This is a genomic window from Agrobacterium tumefaciens, assembly GCF_017726655.1.
Classification (GTDB): Bacteria; Pseudomonadota; Alphaproteobacteria; order Rhizobiales; family Rhizobiaceae; genus Agrobacterium; species Agrobacterium tumefaciens_B.
This window is the reverse complement of sequence record NZ_CP072308.1, coordinates 1,470,159-1,490,682: the sequence shown is the minus strand read 5'-3', so window position 1 is coordinate 1,490,682 and position 20,524 is coordinate 1,470,159. Positions and strand designations below refer to the sequence as shown.

Below are 20,524 nucleotides of genomic sequence, written 5' to 3'. Positions count from 1 at the left end.
GGTGTGCGCCAATGCGCGCTCCGCTCCGCTTGTCTAACCGCTCGGCGGAAACTGAACGGTCACGCGCAGGCCGGGGTGATTGTCCGAAAGTGTCACGGCGGCGCCGTGTAATTCCGCTACCGCCTTGACAAGGCTGAGGCCAAGCCCCGACCCTGATGTGGTTCGACTTTTTTCGACGCGATAAAAGCGGTCGAAAACCTGGGCTCGGTCTTCCTCTGAAATGCCCGGCCCGTTATCGGCGATCACCAACTGCGCCCGCGCCCCGTTGTGTGAAAGATCGAGCGCGATTCTGGATCCGGCGGGTGTATGCCGCATGGCGTTGGACAGAAGATTCACCAACAGCTGGCGGATGAGGTCGGGATCTCCCTCGATCCGGCATTCCCCGGCATCCATGCGCATGCGCAGCTCATAACCTTCCTCGGCTGCGATCACCTCATAGGTCTCGTACATGTCGCTGACGACGTCACATAGATCGAATACTTTAAAGCGCGCGGTTCTGTTTCGCGCTTCGATTTGCGCAATCCGCAGAAGCGCGTCGAAGGTATTGGCGATCGACAGCAGGTCTTCGAGGGCGGTCTCAATGCCCGTCCTCATCTCGTCAATCCCATGTGCATTCAACGCATCTTCCAGAACGAGAAATGCACGGCCTATCGGTGTCTTCAAATCATGTGCGACATCCGTGGTCACCTGCTTCAATGCCGCGACGCTGGATTCCAGTCTTGCCAGAGCGACATTGATTTCGGCCGACAATATGTCGATTTCATCCCTGCGCGAGGAGACCGGAAGCCGTTTCGACAGCTCGCCATTGCCGATAGCGTGAGCGCTCTGTGTCAGTGACGCGATGCGACGACGCGTCCGGTATGCCAGTATGGCCGCCCCAGTCATGCCGACGCAAAGCACGATCGTTGTCGCCCAGCAGAAACTTATGAGAACAATCCGGGCCAGTTCATCCGTATCGCCATAGCTGATCCCGACAACGAGATTGTTCGGTCCGAGCGTTGCGCTGTAAAGCTTGTAGTGGGACGCATTATCGTGCTGGTCGTTCGGTTCGAGAGTCGAGTAACCGGGTGGGACATTCGAGAACTGATCGCTGCCGGCAAGAAGCTGCCCCTGCGGACTGCGTAGAGAATAGATGGTTTCCTGACCCCGGATGGCTGGTCCGTGATTGTCGATCATCTCTACCGCGCCCTGAAGTCCGCGCGTGTCGAAGGCGGACGCGATTTCCCGGTACCGCTCCATCACATTGGCGTTCAGGCGCTCATCGAGAAAGCCGACGACCATTCGATAGGCCGCGATATTCGCACCGAGCGAGGCCGTGACAAAAAGGGCGATATAGAGAAGCGCCAGCCTGACGGCGGTACTCTTCAGGAAACTAGCGCCGGGCATGAAGCGTATAGCCCGTGTTTTTGACCGTGTGCAGAAGCGGCTGATTGAAGGGTTTGTCGATTTTCGCCCTCAGCCGGCTGATATGCGTTTCCACGACCGAGCTTTGCGGATCGAAATTGAAGTTCCAGATTTTTTCGAGAAACATCGTTTTCGTCAGGATTCTGCCCTCGTTGCGCATGAGCAGTTCGAGAAGCGAAAATTCACGTGGCAGCAGGTCGATCCGCTGCCCTGCACGCGATGTCGTTCTGGTGACGAGGTCCATCTCCAGGTCGCCGACGCGCAGGCGCGTCTTCTCCGTGGCAATAGGCGGGCGCCGAACGAGCGCATTGATTCTCGCCGTCAGTTCCGAAAAAGCGAAGGGCTTGACCAGATAATCGTCACCCCCCGCTTCCAGCCCTTCGACACGGTCGTCAACACCGCTCATTGCGGTGAGAAAAAGGATGGGGACGCGTATCGAGGCCGCGCGCATGCTCTTGACCAGATTGAGGCCGTCGAGGCCGGGGATCATGCGGTCCACGACGGCGACGTCGTATCCGCCGTCGAGGCCGGCCGCCAGCGCCTCGCGCCCGTCCTTCACCCAGTCGACCGTGTGGCCGGCAGAGGCCAGTCCCTTGATAATATAGTTTCCCGTTGTGATGTCGTCTTCTACAAGAAGTATCTTCATGGCGATGACGTTGTCTTAAATACAGCTTTAAAGAAATCTCACCGCTTTTGATCACGCCGCAAATCGGGCTTTCTTGCGGCAGTTAAGGCATTGGCGGGTTTACAAAATTGTATAGTCGGCGACAGGCGGCTGAAAAATCGGCGTTTTACTTTCAACGTGCTGCAAGTCGCAGTGTTACCCGTTTCGAGGATCAAGACAATGATCAAAAATATCGCCATCGCCGCATTCGCCCTCATCGCCGCAACCGCTGCCGCTTCCGCGAACGGCCTTCTCAGCGACTCCGCTACGCCCATCACCAAGATGATCGAGAACCATGCCAAGCCAGGCGACAAGGCTGTCTCCGTCTCCAACCCGGAGGTTACCTACCGTGTCTTGGAAAACGGTATGGTCGAACGGAAAAACAGCCGCTTCGACACGACTACCTACATCGATCCGACGGCCGTGCTCCGCGATAGAAACCGCCGCTAACCGCTGTGACCACGACGCGCCCGGCGGTAGATGACCGCCGGGCTTAATGCGACGGCTGGCTCTTGCCACGCTTCAAATGCTCGTCCAGCCTCGGCATGATCTCCACGAAATTGCAGGGCAGGTGGCGATAATCGAGCTGCGCTTTGAGAATGCCGTCCCACGCATCCTTGCAGGCGCCGGGAGAGCCGGGCAGCACGAAAATGAAAGTCGCGTTCGCCACCCCGCCTGTCGCGCGTGACTGGATGGTGGCGGTGCCGATCTTGTCGTAGGAGATGCGGTGGAAAAGGGCGGAAAATCCGTCCATGCGCTTTTCGAACAGCGGCTCCAGCGCCTCCGGCGTCACATCGCGACCGGTAAAACCGGTGCCGCCTGTCGTGATGACAACATCCACGCCGTCAGACAGCGTCCATTCGCGCACGGTGTCTGCGATCGCCGCCTTGTCATCAGGCACGATGGCGCGGGCGGCAAGCCTGTGGCCCGCTTCTTCGAGCCTTGCGACGAGCGTATTGCCAGATTTGTCGTTTTCCAGCGTGCGGGTATCCGAAACGGTCAGAACCGCAATTCCAAGGGGAATGAAGGGTCTTTCGCCTGCCATGGCCTTATCCTTAGTCTGTCTGTTCTTCAGATGGTCCGCGTTGCCTGAAAATACCAGCCGGGACGTTTCTTCCGAAGCGATATTTCCGCCGTCCGGGCCGCTTCAAGTGAATGAAAAATGCCGAAACAGGTGGCCCCCGAACCAGACATACGCACAAGCGCCGCACCTTCATCCGACAGCAATGTGATGATCTCCCCGATCTCAGGCAGAAGCGTCTGCGCCGGTGGTTGCAGATCGTTACTGCTATGCGCGAGAAAATCCATCCAGCCCAACGTCGAATGGGCGGGCAGGTGGGGATTGGCCTTGTTCTGCAGTCGCCGGAAAATATCTGGTGTCGAAACGGCCTTCAGCGGATTCGCCAGAACCATGGCGAGTTTCGGCAGGTCCGTAAGGACTTCGATGTCCTCGCCTATGCCACGCGCGATCAGTGGCCGGCTTGCAAGGCACATCGGCACGTCTGCACCGAGTTTCAGTGCCATCGATGCCAGCGCATCCGGCGCGATTTGCGCTTGCCAGTGGCGCAGCAAGCCGCGAAGCGTTGCCGCGGCATCTGCGGACCCGCCGCCAATGCCTGAGGCTACCGGCAGGTTCTTTTCAAGATGAATAGCGACCGGTGGCGTGGGTTGGCCAGCAGACGCAAGCGCCTCGCGCAGCAGGTCTCGAGCGCGGATGACAAGATTTTCGCCGGTCTGACCCACGTTTAGAAGATCGCCGAAGGGGCCGGAAATGGAGAAATTGTCCGCGGCGGCGTCGCGTATGCGGATCACGTCGCCGGCTTCGGTGAAGGTTACGAGCGTTTCAAGCAGATGATACCCATCCGCTCGCTGGCCGGTCACATGGAGCGCCAGATTGATCTTGGCCGGGGCCGCCTCGATTGTTTCGGTGGCCCCGGAAGCGTCATGCAGCTGCATGCGGCGTCAGGATTTCTTGTCCGGAGCAGGGGCAGCCGGCGCTGGAGGAGCCGGTGGCTGCGGCGCGACCTCCTTCTTGGCGGTGTTCTCAGCGTCCTTTTCGAGCGGCGGCAGACCGTTGGCGATTTTTTCCTTCACCTTGGCCTTGTCGACATCGTCATTGTCGCCGATCAGCGCACGGTTCCACTGATAAACCGCCTCGATTTTGCGACCAACGCGCCAGTAAGCATCGCCCAAATGGTCGTTGATGGCGGGGTCACCGGCTCTGAGTTCTATGGCGCGTTCCAGTTCCGTCACGGCCTGATCGAAGTCACCCAACCGGAAGTGCGCCCAGCCGAGGGAGTCGACGATGTAACCGTCGTTCGGCCGAAGCTCGACAGCGCGGCTGATCATCTTCATGCCTTCTTCGAGATTCATGCCTTTATCCACCCAGGAATAACCCAGATAGTTCAGAACCTGCGGCTGCTCCGGGTTCAACTCGAGCGCCCGCTTGAAGTTCGGCTCGGCCTTGTCCCATTCCTTCAGGCGCTCATAGGCGATGGCGCGCTGGAAGAAGATCGTCCAGTCGGATTTCTGCGGCACAGCGCCGATGACCTCGACCGCCTTGTCGTAGTTTTCAGCCATCGCCCGGTAATCCTTGGCATCGGACAGCACGCTGCCATAGGCCAGATACGAACGGATGTCCTTCGGGTCGGACTCGAGAAGCGATTTCAGGTGCTTGCGCGCCTCCTCAACCTTGCCTGTCTGCGCCAGCGTCAATCCGAGCTGCAGCTCGGAAATGCGATACATCGGCGAGTCCTTCGGCACCTCACGGTAGAAGGCGATGGCGCGGTCCGGCTGCTTCAGTGCTTCTGAAAGGCCGCCGAGGAGGATCAAGGTGTCGGGGCTCTTCGGGTCGAGTGCGCGCGATGTCTGAAGATAAAGCGTTACGATCTCTTCGGCGCCTTCGCGATTCAAGGCGCCAGCGATGGAGAACATCACGCTGGCGGCACCTTCTACCGCGTTGGTAATCTGCTGCTCCGGTTTTTCACCCTTTTCGATCGCCTCGCGCAGCGCCTTCAGCGGCGCGTAATTCGGCGCGAAGGTGTCGCCAACCGCAATGGCGTCCAGCGCCTTCTGCTTGTTACCGGCGGACGCTTCCAGCCGCGCCAGCGCCATGACCGCGCGCATATAGGTGTCGGAGGCGGTGGCACCGCCTTCGCGGTCTGTCACGGCTTCGTTGAGGCTTTTACGCGCCGCTTCGGTGTTGCCGGAAATCAGGGCGATGGAGGCTGCGTTGTATTTCTGGAAGATGGAGATCCAGCCCGGGCCCTTCATGTTGTTGACGAGCGCCAGCGCTTCCTTCGGCTTGCCGGCACCGGCGCGCGCCCAGGCGGTCAGAAGCGTATTGACCATCCGGTCGAGATCGTTCGGACCCGTGTACTTCAGGATCTTCTCGGCCTTGGCGAATTCCTTGTCTTTGATCGCGTCCAGACCGCGAATAATGGTCGTCACACGCTCGACGGTCGTGTCGTCCTTCATCGAATCGGCGATCTTCGCACCGGCCTCGAAATTGCCGCTCAGCAGTTCGGCGATCATCAGGCGCTGGCGGATTTCCGAGTTGGCCGGATCGAATTCCAGCGCTTTCTTGTAGAGCGAAATCGCGGTCGGGTAGTCCTGGTCGACATCGGCGTTACGACCGGCGAGGAAGGCGCCGGAGAAGGTATTCACCTTCGCCGGATCGAAGGTAACGGCCTTGTCTTCCGGTTTTGCCTTCGTCTCCGCAAAACCGGGGCTTGCACCCGCGCCGATTGCGAGAGCAGCGGCGAGAGCCGCGCTGCAGAGAAGACGGAGTGCTGGTTTACGCCGCATGAGGGAACCCTTGCCTTTGTGCCGAAGCACGGAAAAATCAGTTTCCATTGTTTGGTCACGATAGAATGGCTTTTTTGAAGCAACGCCGCAAGAAATTACGGCGGGGCCACAATCACGCCTTGAGGAGAAAATCGCCGTGAGAGGTGCGGCGGACGGGCAGACCATCCGCCGATATTCCGGCCGTCCAGCGTCAGTTCAGACGCTCGATGCAGAAGTCGATGACTTCGAGAAGCGCGTTTTTCCATGGGCTCTGCGGCAATGGCGCAAGTGCGTCACGGGCTATGGTGCCGTAATGCGTGGCGCGGCCGATCGTGTCTCCGAGACCGTTGTATTTGGTGATAAGACCGAGCGCTTTTTCCAGGTTCTCGTCGCTGCTTTCACCCTTTTCGATGGCATTGCGCCAGAATGCGCGCTCATCCTGGGTGCCGCGGCGATAGGAAAGGATGACCGGCAGCGTGATCTTGCCTTCGCGGAAATCGTCTCCGGTATTCTTGCCGAGATCGGCGGACTTGCCACCGTAATCCAGCACGTCGTCGACCAGTTGGAAGGCGAGGCCGAGGTTCATACCATAGGATTTCAGCGCACTGCGGGTGGCCTTGTCCGTCTTGGCGACGATCGGGCCGACTTCGGCCGCTGCGGCAAAGAGAGCGGCCGTCTTGGCGCGAATCACCTGCAGGTAATCGTCCTCGGTCGTTTCCATGTTCTTGGCGACGGAAAGCTGCAGAACCTCGCCTTCGGCAATGACGGAAGCGGCGGTGGAGAGCACGTCGAGCGCGTCCAGCGAACCGACATCCACCATCATGCGGAAAGCCTGGCCGAGCAGGAAGTCTCCGACGAGAACGCTCGCCTGGTTGCCCCAGATGGTGCGGGCGGTGGATTTGCCGCGACGCAGATCGCTTTCGTCCACAACATCGTCATGCAGAAGCGTCGCCGTGTGCATGAATTCCACGCTGGTGGCGAGCTTGATGTGGTTGTCGCCCTCGTAACCGAACATCGAGGCCGAGGCGAGCGTCAGCATCGGCCGAAGGCGCTTGCCGCCTGACGAGATGAGATGGTTGGCCACCTCGGGGATCATCTGGACATCGGAGCCGGCCTTGGAAAGGATAAGCTGGTTCACCCGTTCCATGTCGGGGCGGGTCAGGTCGACAAGCGGCTTGACGGATGCGAGTTTGTTTTTGCTTTCTTCAAGCGGTATGACGACGCCCAAGGGACAGGACTCCAGTTCGAATTTGAATTCGACAATAAAAACTGACGCCTTGCGCGGCAAGGGGCGAATTGCCGCTCGCCATTCAAAAAGATGGGAATTTAAGGTCTATCCATGCGTGAACTGATCCGTACCAACGATGCCGTGCTTCTTTCCTTCGCCGAAAGCCTGATGAAGGATGCCGGCATTCACTGCCTGATTGCCGATCAGGCGATGAGCATTCTGGAGGGATCGCTCGGCCTTTTGCCGCGACGGTTTCTGGTGGAAGACGACCGCGCCGATCAGGCCCGCCGCATTCTCATCGATGCGGGGCTCGGCGACGAGTTGCGCAATCAGGAGGCTTGAGCGGCGGTGAGCGACGGCATTTCCGAAACGATCGACGCCTTTCATCGCGGGCGCTTTCACATCATCCAGCCAAAGGGCAGGGGGCATCGGGCAGGCATGGACGCCATGCTGCTTGCCTCGCTCGTCGCGGATGACCGCGCCTGTCGTGTTGCCGATCTCGGCGCCGGTGCCGGTGCCGCCGGCATGGCTGTGGCAGCGCGGCTCGAAAAGGCGCAGGTGACACTCTATGAGCGCTCCCCGGAAATGGCGGAATTTGCCCGCCGCAGTCTCGAACTGCCTGACAATGCCGCTTTTTCCGCCCGCGTCGCGGTTCTCGAAGCCGACGTGACGCTGCGGGCGAAAGCCCGGATCGAGGCCGGATTGCCCGAGGATCATTTCCATCACGTCATCATGAATCCGCCCTATAATGACGCCGGCGACCGCCGCACACCGGATGCCCTGAAGGCGGAAGCCCATGCCATGACGGATGGCCTGTTCGAGGACTGGATCAGGACCGCGGGCGCCATCATGATCCCGGGCGGGCAGCTTTCCCTGATCGCACGGCCGCAATCGGTGGCGGAGATCATTGCCGCCTGCGGCAGCCGTTTTGGCGGCCTCGAAATCACCCTCATCCATCCACGCCCCGGTGACGATGCGGTACGCATGCTCGTAACCGCCATCAAGGGATCGCGCGCACGGCTCTCCTTCCGCGCGCCCCTTATCATGCACGAGACCGGCAGCCACGCCTTTACCCCTTTCGTGGATGACCTCAACAATGGCCGCGCCGCCTATTCCCGTAATGTAAGGGCAATCAGACCCGGCTTATAAAATCAGCGTGACGCCAGCCGCATGCCATTGTGTTTTGCCCGGCGATACATACATCCGTGTCGTTGAAGTCATTGCTGTGAGGATTGATTGGTGGGTTTGCTGAAGCATCTTGTGCCGAAACGCTTTCGTAAAAAAGAGCTTGTCATTCCCGTCGTGCGCATGAATGGCGCCATCATGGCGGGCGGTAACCAGTTCCGCCCCGCGCTCAACCTCGCCTCCTATGCGCCGTTGCTCGAAAAGGCCTTCGCCATCAAGGATGCCCCGGCCGTCGCGATCTCGATCAACTCTCCCGGCGGTTCGCCCGTCCAGGCCCGCATGATCTACAACCGCATCCGCCAATTGGCCGAGGAAAAGGACAAGAAGGTTCTGGTCTTCGTGGAGGACGTCGCGGCCTCCGGCGGCTACATGATCGCGCTTGCCGGCGACGAGATCATCGCCGACCCGACATCCATTGTCGGTTCGATCGGCGTGGTCTCCGGCGGCTTCGGTTTTCCGGAAATGCTGCGGAAGATCGGTGTGGAGCGCCGCGTCTACACGGCCGGCGAAAACAAGGTCATCCTCGACCCCTTCCAGCCGGAAAAGGAAGGCGATATCGAATACCTGAAGTCGCTCCAGGTCGAAATCCACAATGTTTTCATCGATATGGTCAAAATGCGCCGCGGCTCGAAACTGAAGGGCGACGACACGATCTTCTCAGGTCTGTTCTGGACCGGCATGCGCGGCCTCGATCTCGGCCTGATCGATGGACTGGGCGACATGCGGGACGTGCTCCGCCGCCGATACGGTACCAAGGTGAAGCTGCAACTCGTCAGCGGCGGGCGCACTCTGTTCGGCAAAAAAGTGCCCGGTGTGAACGCAGCGCTTGGTCTTGACGCCGAGAGGCTCGCCGCAGGTGCGGTTTCGGGACTTGCAGAGGTCGCCGAAGAAAAGGCATTGTGGTCGCGTTTCGGTCTATGATGTCTCAGGAATAAAGCCTTATGGCTCAGCTTATTACAATCATCCTCCTGGTGGTGGGTGCCATCATCCTCTACCGCCGCTTCGTCCGCGATGCCGAAAAGCTTTCGGCAAAATCGAAACGGCGCGAGAAGGAACGTGAGACCGGCGCGATCGGCACCCTGATCAAGGACCCGCAAACCGGTGAGTACCGCGTGAAGCGCGAGGACGAGACGTAATTTTCCTCTAACGCAAAATTTGCTATAGTCGCTTTCGAGTAAGGAGGCTGTCATGCGTGTCACGAAATGGGGCGATAGTCTTGCGGTCCGCATCCCGGCGGATGTCGCGGAAGCCTTGCATATCAAGGAAGGCGACGAGGTGGATGTCGTTGCTGCAACCGATGCGGTTGTCAACGCGACGCCTGACGAAGAGCGGCGACAGGCGCTTGAAAAAATTCGTTCCCTGCGATGGACATTGCCGCCGGAGTATAAATTTGATCGTGACGAGGCTAATGAGCGTTGAGTGAGGCGCCCTTCGTTGACACCAATATTCTGGTCTATGCTTCGACCTCCGACCCGCGCTCCGAGGTGGCCAATACGATAATATCGCAGCCATTCGTTATCAGCGTCCAGGCACTTAACGAGTTTTCGGTTGTCGCGCGTAAAAAATTGCGAATGGAATGGAGCGGTATACGTTCTGCTTTGGAAGATTTCAGAACGGCGGCAGCGCAGATTGTGCCGCTGGACGTTGGTCTGCACATGGACGCGCTTGATCTTGTGCAGAGATACAATGTTGCTTTTTACGACGCCTTGATGCTGGCGGCAGCGCTGAAGGCGGAAAGCAATGTTTTCCTCTCCGAAGACATGCAGGATGGCCTCACCGTCGAAGGGCGAATGAAGATCTTCAACCCGTTCACCGCCCGTCTCCACGCATAAAACCTTGACCCCCACGCCACGCCGTGGCACCAGTCCGCATCCGAAGTAAGTCAATGCTTACTTGTCCTCCTAACGCCGCGATGACTGCAATGACCGATGTTCCCGACCATATGAACCCGAAGCGTTCCTTTCAGGCGCTGATCCTGACGCTGCACAATTACTGGGCCGACAAGGGCTGCGCGGTGTTGCAGCCTTACGATATGGAAGTGGGCGCGGGGACGTTCCATCCGGCAACGACGCTGCGCGCGCTTGGGCCAAAGCCGTGGAAGGCCGCTTACGTGCAGCCATCACGCCGCCCGTCCGATGGACGTTATGGGGAAAACCCCAACCGCCTGCAGCATTATTACCAGTATCAGGTCATCCTGAAGCCCAACCCTTCCAACCTGCAGGAGCTCTATCTCGGTTCGCTGAAGGCGATCGGCCTCGACCCGTTGCTGCACGATGTGCGCTTCGTTGAGGACGATTGGGAAAGCCCGACGCTCGGCGCCTGGGGCCTCGGATGGGAATGCTGGTGCGATGGCATGGAAGTGTCGCAGTTCACTTACTTCCAGCAGGTTTGCGGCATTGAATGCTCGCCGGTCGCCGGCGAGCTGACCTATGGTCTGGAGCGTCTGGCCATGTATGTTCAGGGCGTCGACAATGTCTATGATCTGAACTTCAACGGCCGCGAGGGCGAAGAGAAGATTTCCTACGGCGACGTGTTTTTGCAGGCCGAGCAGGAATATTCCCGCCACAACTTCGAATTTGCCGACACCGCCATGCTGCATCGCCATTTCATCGACGCGGAAAAGGAATGCCAGGCGCTTCTCGCTGCCGGTGCGCCCGGTGACAACGACAACCAGCGCCTGCACAAATGTGTGTTTCCGGCCTATGACCAGTGCATCAAGGCGAGCCACGTCTTCAATCTTCTGGATGCGCGCGGTGTCATCTCGGTGACGGAGCGCCAGAGCTATATTCTGCGCGTGCGCACGCTGGCGAAAGCCTGCGGCGAGGCCTTCCTGCTGACGGATGCTGGCGGGCTGAACTGGAACAGGGCCGCCTGAACAAATATGTAAGGCGGAAAACACTCTAAACTGCGGATGCCGCCGTTGGCGTCCGCGCCTCTTGAGGAGGGGTCGGGCATGTTCATCACGCTGGCAATCATTGCTGCAATCGCGCTTTATGTCGTCTTCATCTATAACGGCCTCGTCAAGTCTCGGCAGATGAAGGAAGAGGCGTGGTCGGGCATCGACGTGCAGCTGAAGCGCCGCGCCGATCTCATTCCGAACCTGATCGAGACGGTCAAGGGTTATGCAGCACATGAAAAGAGCACCTTCGAGGAGGTGATTAGCCTGCGCAACCGGGCGCAGGCGGTGCCGGCGGGTGATGTCGAAGGTCGCGCCCAGGCGGAAGGGCTGCTGTCGCAGGCGCTCGGCAAGCTGTTCGCTCTCGCCGAAGCCTATCCGGATCTCAAGGCCAACACCAACTTTCTGGAATTGCAGCGCTCGCTCGAATCCATCGAAAACGAGATCCAGATGTCGCGCCGTTATTACAATGGCGCCGCGCGCGATCTCAACGTTAAGGTGGAAAGCTTCCCGTCGAACCTCGTGGCAGGCCAGTTTGGGTTTGCCAAGGCGCCCTATTTCGAGATCGACAATCCCGCTGACCGTGCGGTGCCAACCGTCAAATTCTAAGGTCGGCCAAAGCTGCCCATAGACGCCCGATGACATTCCGGCTTATGCCGCCTATTTTGACAAGACGACGATCATGATCGAACTGACCATCACCCCGCCCGGTCACCCGCTTTCCGGCAAGGTGGAGCCACCCGGTTCCAAGTCCATCACCAACCGCGCGCTGCTGCTGGCGGGCCTTGCCAAGGGCAAAAGCCGCCTCACCGGTGCGCTGAAGAGCGACGATACGCTTTATATGGCGGAAGCCCTGCGTGAGATGGGTGTGAAGGTGACCGAGCCTGATGCCACCACTTTCGTGGTCGAAAGTTCAGGTCTGCTGCAGCAGCCACAAAAGCCGCTTTTCCTTGGCAATGCTGGCACGGCAACACGCTTCCTCACCGCCGCCGCCGCGCTTGTCGACGGGGCCGTCATCATCGATGGCGACGAGCATATGCGCAAACGTCCCATCATGCCGCTGGTAGAAGCGCTCCGCTCCCTCGGAGTCGAGGCGGATGCGCCGACCGGTTGCCCGCCCGTTACCGTCTGCGGCAAGGGTACGGGTTTCCCGAAGGGCAGCGTTACCATCGACGCCAACCTGTCGAGCCAATATGTCTCGGCACTTCTGATGGCGGCCGCCTGCGGTGATAAGCCTGTCCATATCATCCTCAAGGGCGAGGAAATCGGTGCGAAGGGCTATATCGACCTCACGACATCGGCCATGGAGGCTTTCGGCGGGAAGGTGGAGCGGGTCAGCAATGCCATCTGGCGCGTGCACCCGACCGGTTACGCGGCGACCGATTTCCATATCGAGCCGGATGCCTCCGCCGCCACCTATCTCTGGGGTGCCGAACTTCTGACCGGCGGCGCAATCGATATCGGCACGCCCGCCGATAAATTCACCCAGCCGGATGCCAAGGCCCATGAGGTCATGGCGCAGTTTCCGCACCTGCCCGCCGAAATCGATGGTTCTCAGATGCAGGATGCCATCCCCACTATCGCGGTTCTCGCCGCCTTCAACGAAACGCCGGTGCGTTTCGTCGGCATCGCCAATCTGCGGGTCAAGGAATGCGACCGCATCCGCGCCGTCTCGCTGGGCCTCAACGAAATCCGCAACGGTCTGGCGCATGAGGAAGGCGACGACCTGATCGTGCATTCCGATCCCTCCCTCGCGGGCCAGACGGTGAGTGCTTCCATTGATACCTTTGCCGATCACCGCATCGCCATGAGCTTTGCGCTCGCGGCGCTGAAGATCGGTGGCATCGCCATCCAGAACCCTGCCTGCGTGGGCAAGACCTATCCGAACTACTGGAAGGCGCTCGCCTCGCTCGGCGTCGACTATACCGAAAAGGAAAGCGCTGCCGAGCCGCAGCATTAGAAGAACGGTTCAATGCCGTCATTCCGGCCTTGAGCCGGAAACCAGCGCGATCAAGTCCTTGATCGCGAAAGACTCTTCAAGCCGCGCCGACGCGCGGCTGCTGGATACCGGGTCTAGCCCGCTATGACGGAAATGACTGTACGTGCATCAGTTGAAACCGGAAACGCTCTGACCCCTCAAGGAGGATCGCCCGTGAAGACCATCGCCGCAAGACTTCTCGCGCTGTTCGTCTTCCTGGGCGCGGCCTTCCCGGCTTTCGCGGAAGAGTTCATCCGTTCGTATCATTCCGTCATCGAGGTCGCGCAAGATGGAAAGCTGACGGTGACGGAAACAATCACCGCCCGCGCCGAAGGCCAGAACATCAAGCGCGGCATCTTCCGCGACTTCCCGCTTTACGCGCTGGATGCGAATAACCGCCGCACCAGGGTGGATTTCAACGTCGTTTCGGTCGAGCGCGACGGTGCGCCCGAGAACTGGCGCACCGAAACCATCGATGGCGGCATCCGCATCTATACCGGCAGCGCCGACCGTTTCCTGTCGACCGGCGACCATATCTTCCAGATCACCTACACCACCGCCCGGCAGATCCGTTATTTCAGCGATTACGACGAGCTGACCTGGAACGTGACAGGCAATGGCTGGCAGTTTCCGATGGGCGAGATTTCCGCCACGATCACGCTGCCGGAGGGTGTGAAGGCGACGGATACGGCGGTTTTCACGGGTCCGCTTGGGGCGAAGGGCAAGGATGCCCGCATCCTCAATGAAGGAAACGAGGTATTTTTTGCGTCCACCCGGCCATATTCGGTGGGCGAGGGCATGACGGTTGCGGTGAAGCTGCCCAAGGGCGCCATCGCCGCGCCCGCGAGTTCGCAGGAGACAAGCTGGTGGCTGCGGGATCATCTCGCCATCCTGATCTCGGGCGGCGGGCTTCTGGCCGTTCTCGTCTATTACCTCCGGGCATGGTCCGCGGTCGGCCGTGATCCGGCCAAAGGCGTGGTCGTGCCGCGCTGGGATGCGCCTGAAGGGTTATCGCCGGCGCTGGTCAACTACGTCGATAACAGGGGCTTCTCCGGCGCGGGCTGGACGGCGCTTTCCGCGTCTGCTCTTGATCTTGCGGTCAAAGGTTATGTCGTTCTGGAAGACCTGAAGAATTCAATTGTCATCCGCCGCACGGATAAGCCGACTGCCACCGATTTGCCGACCGGCCAAAAGACGCTGCTTGCCTCCATCGGCGGACGTGGCGAGTCACTGACGATCGACAAGGCCCATGGGGCTGAGGTCGAAAAGGTCGGGCGACAGTTTCGTACAGCCATCGAGAAGGAACATCGGGGGAAATATTACCGCAGCAATGCCGGTTACACGGTGTTTGGCATCCTGTTCAGCATCGCCATCATCATCGCGACGCTCGTCTTCGGCGATCTGGACGAAAACTCCATCGCGGCCGTGATGGTCCTCGGTTTTTTTTCTTTCTTCTTCGGTATCCTCTCCATTGGTATCGGTCGCCAGTTCTCGCGCGGCGCGTCGCTGCGCAAGCGGATCGGGGGTATCATCATGCTTGCCTTTGCCGGCTTCATTGCCTTTTCCGCGGTCGGCGGCTTTGCAACGCAGATCTTTCTCGACGTGACACATGGCACGAAGTCGCTGGCGCTGGCCGCCATCGGCGGCATTGTGCTCACCAATACGCTCTTCCTCTTTCTGATGGGCGCGCCGACGCCGCTCGGACGCAAGCTGACGGATGGCATTGAGGGGTTGAGGACCTATCTGACGCTCGCGGAAAAGGACCGGATGAACATGGCGGATGCACCCACCATGTCGCCGCAGCATTTCGAAAAGCTGTTGCCTTATGCCGTGGCGCTCGGTGTCGAAAAACCGTGGAGCCAGACATTCGAGAAATGGCTGAAGACGGCCGCTGCCGGCGCCGCTGCTTCAACTTATGTGCCTGGCTGGTACGTTGGCAGCAATTACGGCAGTTTTGGCGGCCGTATCGGCGGGTTCTCGACCTCAATGGCAAGCACGATCGCCTCCACGATTCCTCAACCCGTCAGTTCGTCAAACTCCAGCTTCTCCAGTGGTGGCGGTGGTGGGGGCGGCGGTTTTTCCGGTTCCGGCGGCGGTGGCGGCGGCGGGGGCGGGTGGTAGCGCCCGCGGGTGGTAATTTAACCGATTGCCTTGGTGACTTTTGCCGCTGGTCTTGCTAAGTCCGCAACACTCTTCTGCAACAAATTAAAGTCCTTATCCCATGCCCGATCTTCTGCTTGAACTTCGCTCCGAGGAAATCCCTGCCCGCATGCAGCGCAAGGCGGCGGGAGATCTGAAGAAACTCGTCACCGACGCCTTGGTGGAGAGAGGGCTGACCTATGAGGGTGCGCGCGAATATTGGACGCCGCGCCGCCTGACGCTGGATATTCGCGGTCTCAACGCCCGCTCCGCCGATGTGCGTGAGGAAAAGAAGGGCCCGCGCACCGATGCAAATGAAAAGGCAATCGAAGGCTTTCTGCGCGGCGCTGGTCTCAATAATATCTCGGAAGCGCAGGTCGTTTCCGATCCGAAGAAGGGCGATTTTTACATCGCTATCATCAACAAGCCCGGCCGCCCGGCAGAAGAGATCATCGCCGAGGTGATGCCCGGCATCATCCGCTCTTTCCCGTGGCCAAAATCAATGCGTTCCGGCCCGGCCTCCATGCCGAAGGGTTCCAGCTATGCCGGCATTGAAGGCAAGGGCTCGGAAAGCCTGCGCTGGGTGCGCCCGCTGCAATCCATCGTCTGCCTGTTCGGTCCGGAACATGACGAAACCCAGGTCATTCCCTTCGTGATCGATGGCATCGTCGCGGGCAACGTCACCTATGGTCACCGTTTCCACGCGCCCGGCCCCATCACCGTGCGACGTTTCGAGGACTATGTCTCGAGCCTCGAAAAGGCAAAGGTCGTGCTGGATGCCGAGCGCCGCAAGGACATCATCCTGCACGATGCCAAGGACCTTGCTTTCGCCAATGGTCTCGATCTGGTGGAAGACGAAGGCCTGCTGGAAGAAGTCTCCGGTCTCGTCGAATGGCCGCAGGTGCTGATGGGCACCTTCGAGGAGGATTATCTGCAGATTCCGGCGGAAATCATCCGGTTGACCATCAAGACCAACCAGAAGTGTTTCGTCACCCGCAACCAGGGTGCGGAAGAGGGCCTTTCCAACCGCTTCATCCTGGTCTCGAATATCGAGGCAAGCGACGGCGGCAAGGAAATCATCCATGGCAACGGCAAGGTCGTGCGCGCCCGCCTGTCGGATGCCCGCCATTTCTGGACCCGCGACCAGGGCGATCTGCCCGATCTCGAAACGCTGAAAGACTCGGCTGCGAAATTCAGTCTCGATCTCAAAAAGCCCCTCGACCAGCGCATGGCGAAGCTTGACGCATTGAACGTGACGTTCCATGCCAAGCTCGGCACTCAAGGGCAGCGCGTGGCCCGTATTCGCGAACTGGCCAAGGCTCTGGCTCCCGTCGTCGGTGCCGATGGGGCGCTGGTGGACCGTGCCGTGGTGCTGGCCAAAGCCGACCTGCGTACCGAAGCCGTGGGAGAATTCCCCGAGCTTGAGGGCCTGATGGGGCGCAAATATGCGGCCTTGCAGGGAGAAAACGAGAGTGTCGCCGCTGCGATCGAGGACCATCACAAACCGAAAGGCCCCTCTGACCGCCTGCCGGCCGACAAGGTGGCGATCACGGTCGCTCTGGCCGATAAGCTCGACACGCTTGTCGGCTTCTGGGCCATCGATGAGAAGCCGACGGGTTCGAAGGACCCCTTCGCGCTGCGCCGTGCGGCGCTGGGCGTGGTGCGTATTCTTCTGGAAAAGAATGTCCGCTTGCCGCTCTTGAGCGTGGCGAAGGACCCGGACCTTCTCTCCTTCTTCCATGATCGCCTGAAGGTCTATCTTCGCGATCTCGGCGCCCGTTATGATTTGATCGACGCCGTTCTGACGCCGGAATCCGATGATCTCCTGATGATCGCCCGCCGTGTCGAAGCGCTCACGGCCTTCATCACCGGCGAGGATGGCCGCAACCTTCTGGCAGGCGCCAAGCGCGCCACGCAGCTGCTTGCAGCGGAAGAAAAGAAGGGCACCGTGGTGGCCGATGGCGTTTCGGAAGAGCTGCTGAAGCTCGATGCCGAAAAGGCGCTCTACGCGGCAATCAAGACCGCCTCTGCAGATGCCGCAAAGGCAGTGGCGGGCGAAGATTTCCGCTCTGCCATGCAGGCGCTCTCGACGCTGCGTGCGCCCGTGGACAAGTTCTTCGAGGATGTGCTGGTCAACGACGAAGACGCTGCCATCCGTGCCAACCGTTTGGCGCTGCTGAAGGCCATCCGCGAAGCGACCGGAACCGTTGCGGATTTCTCGAAGATTACGGGGTAACAACATTGGGGGTAAACGGGCATTGCAGAATGCTGGGTTTCACCCCCCTCTGTCCTGCCGGGCATCTCCCCCACAAGGGGGAGATCGAATCGTTGTGACCGTTCAATCATCTTCAACGTTAAGGATTTGGCGGGGGGTGTCCCGCTTGCCGATCCCCCCTTGAGGGGGAGATGCCCGGCAGGGCAGAGGGGGTATTTTCGGCTTCTATGCTTGCCGGTAGCGTTTTAGAATGATCGACATGATCCCCAAAATCCTCATCAGCGCCTGCCTCCTCGGCCAACCAGTCCGTTATGACGGCAAGGGCAAACCTCTATCCCATCCAACAATCGAGCGCTGGCGCGAGGAGGGCAGGCTGGTTCCGATCTGTCCGGAAATGGCGGGCGGCATGCCCGTGCCGCGTCCGCCGGCGGAAATTGAAAACGGCGCTTCCGGTCTCGATGTGTTGGAAGGTCGCGCCCGCGTGCTGGAGGTAACCGGCGGCAATGTCACGGCGGAGTTTATTGCCGGTGCGGAAAAGGCGCTCGTCTTCGCCAGAGCCAATGGCTGTACCCACGCGTTGCTGATCGACGGCAGCCCGTCATGCGGATCCGTCGCGATCTATGACGGTTCGTTCTCCGGCATTAAACATGCCGGCCAATGGCGTGACCGCGGCGCTGCTCGAAAAAGCCGGTATTGCGGTCTTTTCCCCGGCTGATATCGACCGGCTCGATGCGCTGACCCGTTAGAGTGTTTTGGAGCATTTCAGGACGGAAAACCGGATTCCACTTTTCCTGGAAATGCTTGAAAACAAAAGCGCCGGGGTTTCCCCCGGCGCTGTTCGTGATCGATAGCCTCGGACTATATCATCCCGCCATGCGCATTTCGTGCGCCATGACATGCAGCTGATGGCCGGAGGAGACGCGGAAGCCGCGGATGAGATTCAGCAGCTCCTCGGTGTCCACGGCGAGCGCTTCCGCTGAAGCCGTCGTTTCTTCCGCCATCGCCGCATTGTGCTGGGTGGCGACATCGAGCTGGTTCAGCGACGAGGAGATCGAGCGCAGCGTCGTATCCTGCTCGGCCGCCGAGTGCGCGATCTTGCTGACGATCTCGTTGGCGGATTTGATCTGGTCGGAGATGCGCTTCAGCGCATCGCCAGCCTCGCCGACAAGCCGCACGCCGTTTTCCACCTGCGAGGAGGAGCGGGCGATCTGGTCCTTGATTTCCTTCGCCGCGGCGGCGGATTTCTGCGCCAGTTCGCGCACTTCCTGCGCAACCACCGCAAAGCCCTTGCCGGCTTCCCCGGCACGCGCCGCTTCGACGCCAGCATTCAGTGCCAGGAGGTTGGTCTGGAAAGCGATGTCGTCGATGACACCGATAATGTTGGAAATCTGGTCGGACGACTGTTCGATGCCGCTCATCGCGGAGATTGCCTCTTCCACCACCCGGTCGCTGCGCATGGCTTCAGAGCTGACGGTGGTGACGCGCTTGGCGGCGTCGGCTGCGCCTTCCGCGGTTTGGCGCACCGCAACGGTCAGTTCGTCAAGCGCTGCGGAGGTTTCTTCCAGATTGGCAGCCTGCCGTTCGGTGCGCTGCGACAGCTCGTTCGAGGCCTTGCGGATTTCTTCCTTGGAACCGCCAATGTCGATGCTCTTGGCATTGACCTTGGCCATGGCGGCGTCAAGATGCGTCAGGGCTTCGTTGAAATTGTCGCGCAACGTTGCGTAGCGGTTGCCGAGATCGCCGCAGCGGACAGTGAGGTCGCCGCTTGCCAGCTTTTCCAGTGCTTCGCCGATCGTCGTAACGACACGCGCCTGCAATTCCGCCTCGTCGCGCTGCATGTCGAGATTGTTCTGTCGTTCGGCATTCAGCTGTCGTTGCTGTTCTTCCTCACGGCGCTGCATGGCATGGCGCTCGCGCACCTTGTCCTGAAGCGAGGCCGTGGCCTTCGCCATCATGCCCACTTCATTGGTGAGGTTCGTGTGGGGAATTTTAAGCGCGACATTCTCGTTTGCCACTTCGCCGAGGGCACGATGAATATCGCCAAGCGGCTTCGAAATGCCACGGATGACATAGAAGGCGGCGGCAAGCGCCAGCACGAAGATCAACGCGCCGATGGAGAGCGCTTTCATCACGTCGCCTCGAACCTGCGCGTTCAGATCGTCAATATAGACGCCGGTCACGACCACAACCTGCCATGGCTCGAAAGCAAGGGCGTAGGAGCTTTTGGCGTAGTCGTTGCCTTCCATACCGGGCTTCGGGCCGTAGAAATCCGTCTGCCCACCGCCATTGCGGCCGAGCCGCACCAGTTCGTCACGATAGGCAAACCCCTTGCTGTCAGGCTTGCCCTTGAAATTTTCACCGACCCGTTTCGGATCAGGATGGAACTTCATCGTCACGTCGTAGTCATAACCGAAGAGGTAACCGTCAGGTGTGAACCGCATGGCGCTGACGGTGGCATAAGCCTGTTTCATGGCCTCCTCGTGCGAAAGCGTTCCGGCTTTTTCCTTATCGTAAAACGATTGCAGGATGGCGATTGCCGATTGCACCTGTGCGCGCAGCATGCCGTAGCGTTCCTCATAGATCGCGTCGGTTGCGGATCTCAGCTGGTAAAAGGTCGCCACGGAAAAGGCGGCCATCAGGGCCACCACGAGAACGATCAGTTGACGAGAAATGGAAAGGTTCTTCATGGGTGCTCACAAGCGTTTGGGATCGCGCGTAGGAGCGCGCGGTGCCGGTGTTTCAGAAAAGGAGAGGCGCCTGATGCGCGGAAAAAGGGCTTGAGAAGGCGTGTCATCGCCACAAGCACACATCATGTGCTGCATCGCACAATGGATTTATTTAGTAGCTAAAAATTTGAATAAATATTTAATTAGCTGTCGCTTTATCGGCGCATTTCGCAAAAAAAGGTGGTAGAAAACAGAACTTCTCCACATGGTTGCAGTATTGCCGCGGACCAACGATAGTAGGAGCCTGGTCTCAGCCGTTCGCCGGAGGCGCGACGTTAGATCAATTCTGCGAAAGCGCGTAAC

The 20,524-nt window shown here is 59.6% G+C and carries 19 protein-coding genes and 1 pseudogene; 13 read left to right on the top strand and 7 right to left on the bottom strand.

From position 1 onward, the window contains the following. Positions 1 to 33 precede the first annotated feature (33 nt). Both AT6N2_RS07460 and AT6N2_RS07455 read right to left on the bottom strand, forming a co-directional pair. Positions 34 to 1,386, bottom strand: coding sequence for a sensor histidine kinase (locus AT6N2_RS07460; protein ID WP_209085204.1), 1,353 nt, complete (start codon positions 1,384 to 1,386; stop codon positions 34 to 36). Beyond that, a complete protein-coding gene (locus AT6N2_RS07455) occupies positions 1,373 to 2,050 on the bottom strand; it encodes a response regulator transcription factor (protein ID WP_209085202.1) in 678 nt (225 codons plus the stop codon). Before AT6N2_RS07455 ends, AT6N2_RS07460 begins: the two co-directional genes overlap by 14 nt. Positions 2,051 to 2,248: 198 nt before the next feature. Here AT6N2_RS07455 and AT6N2_RS07450 point away from each other — a divergent pair, with 198 nt between their 5' ends. Next, a complete protein-coding gene (locus AT6N2_RS07450; protein WP_063949772.1) occupies positions 2,249 to 2,518 on the top strand; it encodes a hypothetical protein in 270 nt (89 codons plus the stop codon). A gap of 43 nt (positions 2,519 to 2,561) precedes the next feature. Here AT6N2_RS07450 and moaB read toward each other — a convergent pair whose 3' ends face one another. The 4 genes from moaB to AT6N2_RS07430 form a co-directional block, all read right to left on the bottom strand. After that, on the bottom strand, positions 2,562 to 3,113 hold the full coding sequence (gene moaB / locus AT6N2_RS07445; protein WP_209085192.1) for a molybdenum cofactor biosynthesis protein B: 552 nt from the start codon (positions 3,111 to 3,113) through the stop codon (positions 2,562 to 2,564). A gap of 26 nt (positions 3,114 to 3,139) precedes the next feature. After that, a complete protein-coding gene (locus AT6N2_RS07440) occupies positions 3,140 to 4,024 on the bottom strand; it encodes a 4-(cytidine 5'-diphospho)-2-C-methyl-D-erythritol kinase (protein ID WP_209085190.1) in 885 nt (294 codons plus the stop codon). Positions 4,025 to 4,030: 6 nt separating this feature from the next. Beyond that, complete coding sequence (locus tag AT6N2_RS07435) at positions 4,031 to 5,875, bottom strand: tetratricopeptide repeat protein (RefSeq protein WP_144575767.1); 1,845 nt, start codon at positions 5,873 to 5,875, stop codon at positions 4,031 to 4,033. 190 nt (positions 5,876 to 6,065) lie between these two features. After that, complete coding sequence (locus AT6N2_RS07430; RefSeq protein ID WP_063949834.1) at positions 6,066 to 7,082, bottom strand: polyprenyl synthetase family protein; 1,017 nt, start codon at positions 7,080 to 7,082, stop codon at positions 6,066 to 6,068. Between the two features lie 111 nt (positions 7,083 to 7,193). Here AT6N2_RS07430 and AT6N2_RS07425 point away from each other — a divergent pair, with 111 nt between their 5' ends. The 12 genes and pseudogenes from AT6N2_RS07425 (at position 7,194) to AT6N2_RS07370 (ending at position 18,241) form a co-directional block, all read left to right on the top strand. Continuing rightward, positions 7,194 to 7,424, top strand: a complete 231-nt coding sequence (locus AT6N2_RS07425) for a DUF2007 domain-containing protein (RefSeq protein WP_063949777.1) — start codon at positions 7,194 to 7,196, stop codon at positions 7,422 to 7,424. Positions 7,425 to 7,430: 6 nt separating this feature from the next. After that, positions 7,431 to 8,231 (top strand): tRNA1(Val) (adenine(37)-N6)-methyltransferase, encoded by an 801-nt coding sequence (locus tag AT6N2_RS07420; protein WP_209085188.1) that lies wholly within the window; start codon positions 7,431 to 7,433, stop codon positions 8,229 to 8,231. An 87-nt stretch (positions 8,232 to 8,318) separates the two neighbouring features. Next, positions 8,319 to 9,188: a S49 family peptidase gene (locus AT6N2_RS07415; protein WP_209085185.1), complete on the top strand. Its 870-nt coding sequence runs from the start codon at positions 8,319 to 8,321 to the stop codon at positions 9,186 to 9,188. 20 nt (positions 9,189 to 9,208) lie between these two features. Continuing rightward, positions 9,209 to 9,403, top strand: a complete 195-nt coding sequence (locus tag AT6N2_RS07410; RefSeq protein WP_209085182.1) for an NfeD family protein — start codon at positions 9,209 to 9,211, stop codon at positions 9,401 to 9,403. 52 nt (positions 9,404 to 9,455) lie between these two features. Continuing rightward, positions 9,456 to 9,686, top strand: a complete 231-nt coding sequence (locus AT6N2_RS07405) for an AbrB/MazE/SpoVT family DNA-binding domain-containing protein (RefSeq protein ID WP_209085179.1) — start codon at positions 9,456 to 9,458, stop codon at positions 9,684 to 9,686. Beyond that, on the top strand, positions 9,683 to 10,099 hold the full coding sequence (locus AT6N2_RS07400) for a PIN domain-containing protein (protein WP_209085177.1): 417 nt from the start codon (positions 9,683 to 9,685) through the stop codon (positions 10,097 to 10,099). The genes AT6N2_RS07405 and AT6N2_RS07400 overlap by 4 nt, the downstream gene beginning before the upstream one ends. An 80-nt stretch (positions 10,100 to 10,179) precedes the next feature. Further along, positions 10,180 to 11,142 (top strand): glycine--tRNA ligase subunit alpha, encoded by a 963-nt coding sequence (locus AT6N2_RS07395; protein WP_020813609.1) that lies wholly within the window; start codon positions 10,180 to 10,182, stop codon positions 11,140 to 11,142. 78 nt (positions 11,143 to 11,220) lie between these two features. Further along, a complete protein-coding gene (locus AT6N2_RS07390; protein ID WP_209085175.1) occupies positions 11,221 to 11,772 on the top strand; it encodes a LemA family protein in 552 nt (183 codons plus the stop codon). 73 nt (positions 11,773 to 11,845) lie between these two features. After that, the gene (locus tag AT6N2_RS07385; protein ID WP_209085172.1) at positions 11,846 to 13,123 is read left to right on the top strand and encodes a 3-phosphoshikimate 1-carboxyvinyltransferase; all 1,278 of its coding nucleotides are present in this window, start codon (positions 11,846 to 11,848) and stop codon (positions 13,121 to 13,123) included. A gap of 192 nt (positions 13,124 to 13,315) precedes the next feature. After that, positions 13,316 to 15,262, top strand: coding sequence for a DUF2207 domain-containing protein (locus AT6N2_RS07380; RefSeq protein ID WP_209085169.1), 1,947 nt, complete (start codon positions 13,316 to 13,318; stop codon positions 15,260 to 15,262). Positions 15,263 to 15,362: 100 nt separating this feature from the next. After that, entirely contained in the window at positions 15,363 to 17,516 is a 2,154-nt protein-coding gene (gene glyS / locus AT6N2_RS07375; RefSeq protein WP_209085166.1) for a glycine--tRNA ligase subunit beta, read from the top strand. A gap of 229 nt (positions 17,517 to 17,745) precedes the next feature. Next, a pseudogene (locus tag AT6N2_RS07370) lies at positions 17,746 to 18,241 on the top strand (DUF523 domain-containing protein). Between the two features lie 117 nt (positions 18,242 to 18,358). On the opposite strand, the gene AT6N2_RS07365 reads toward AT6N2_RS07370, so the two are convergent. Continuing rightward, a complete protein-coding gene (locus AT6N2_RS07365) occupies positions 18,359 to 20,182 on the bottom strand; it encodes a methyl-accepting chemotaxis protein (protein ID WP_209085151.1) in 1,824 nt (607 codons plus the stop codon). Positions 20,183 to 20,524: the final 342 nt, after the last annotated feature.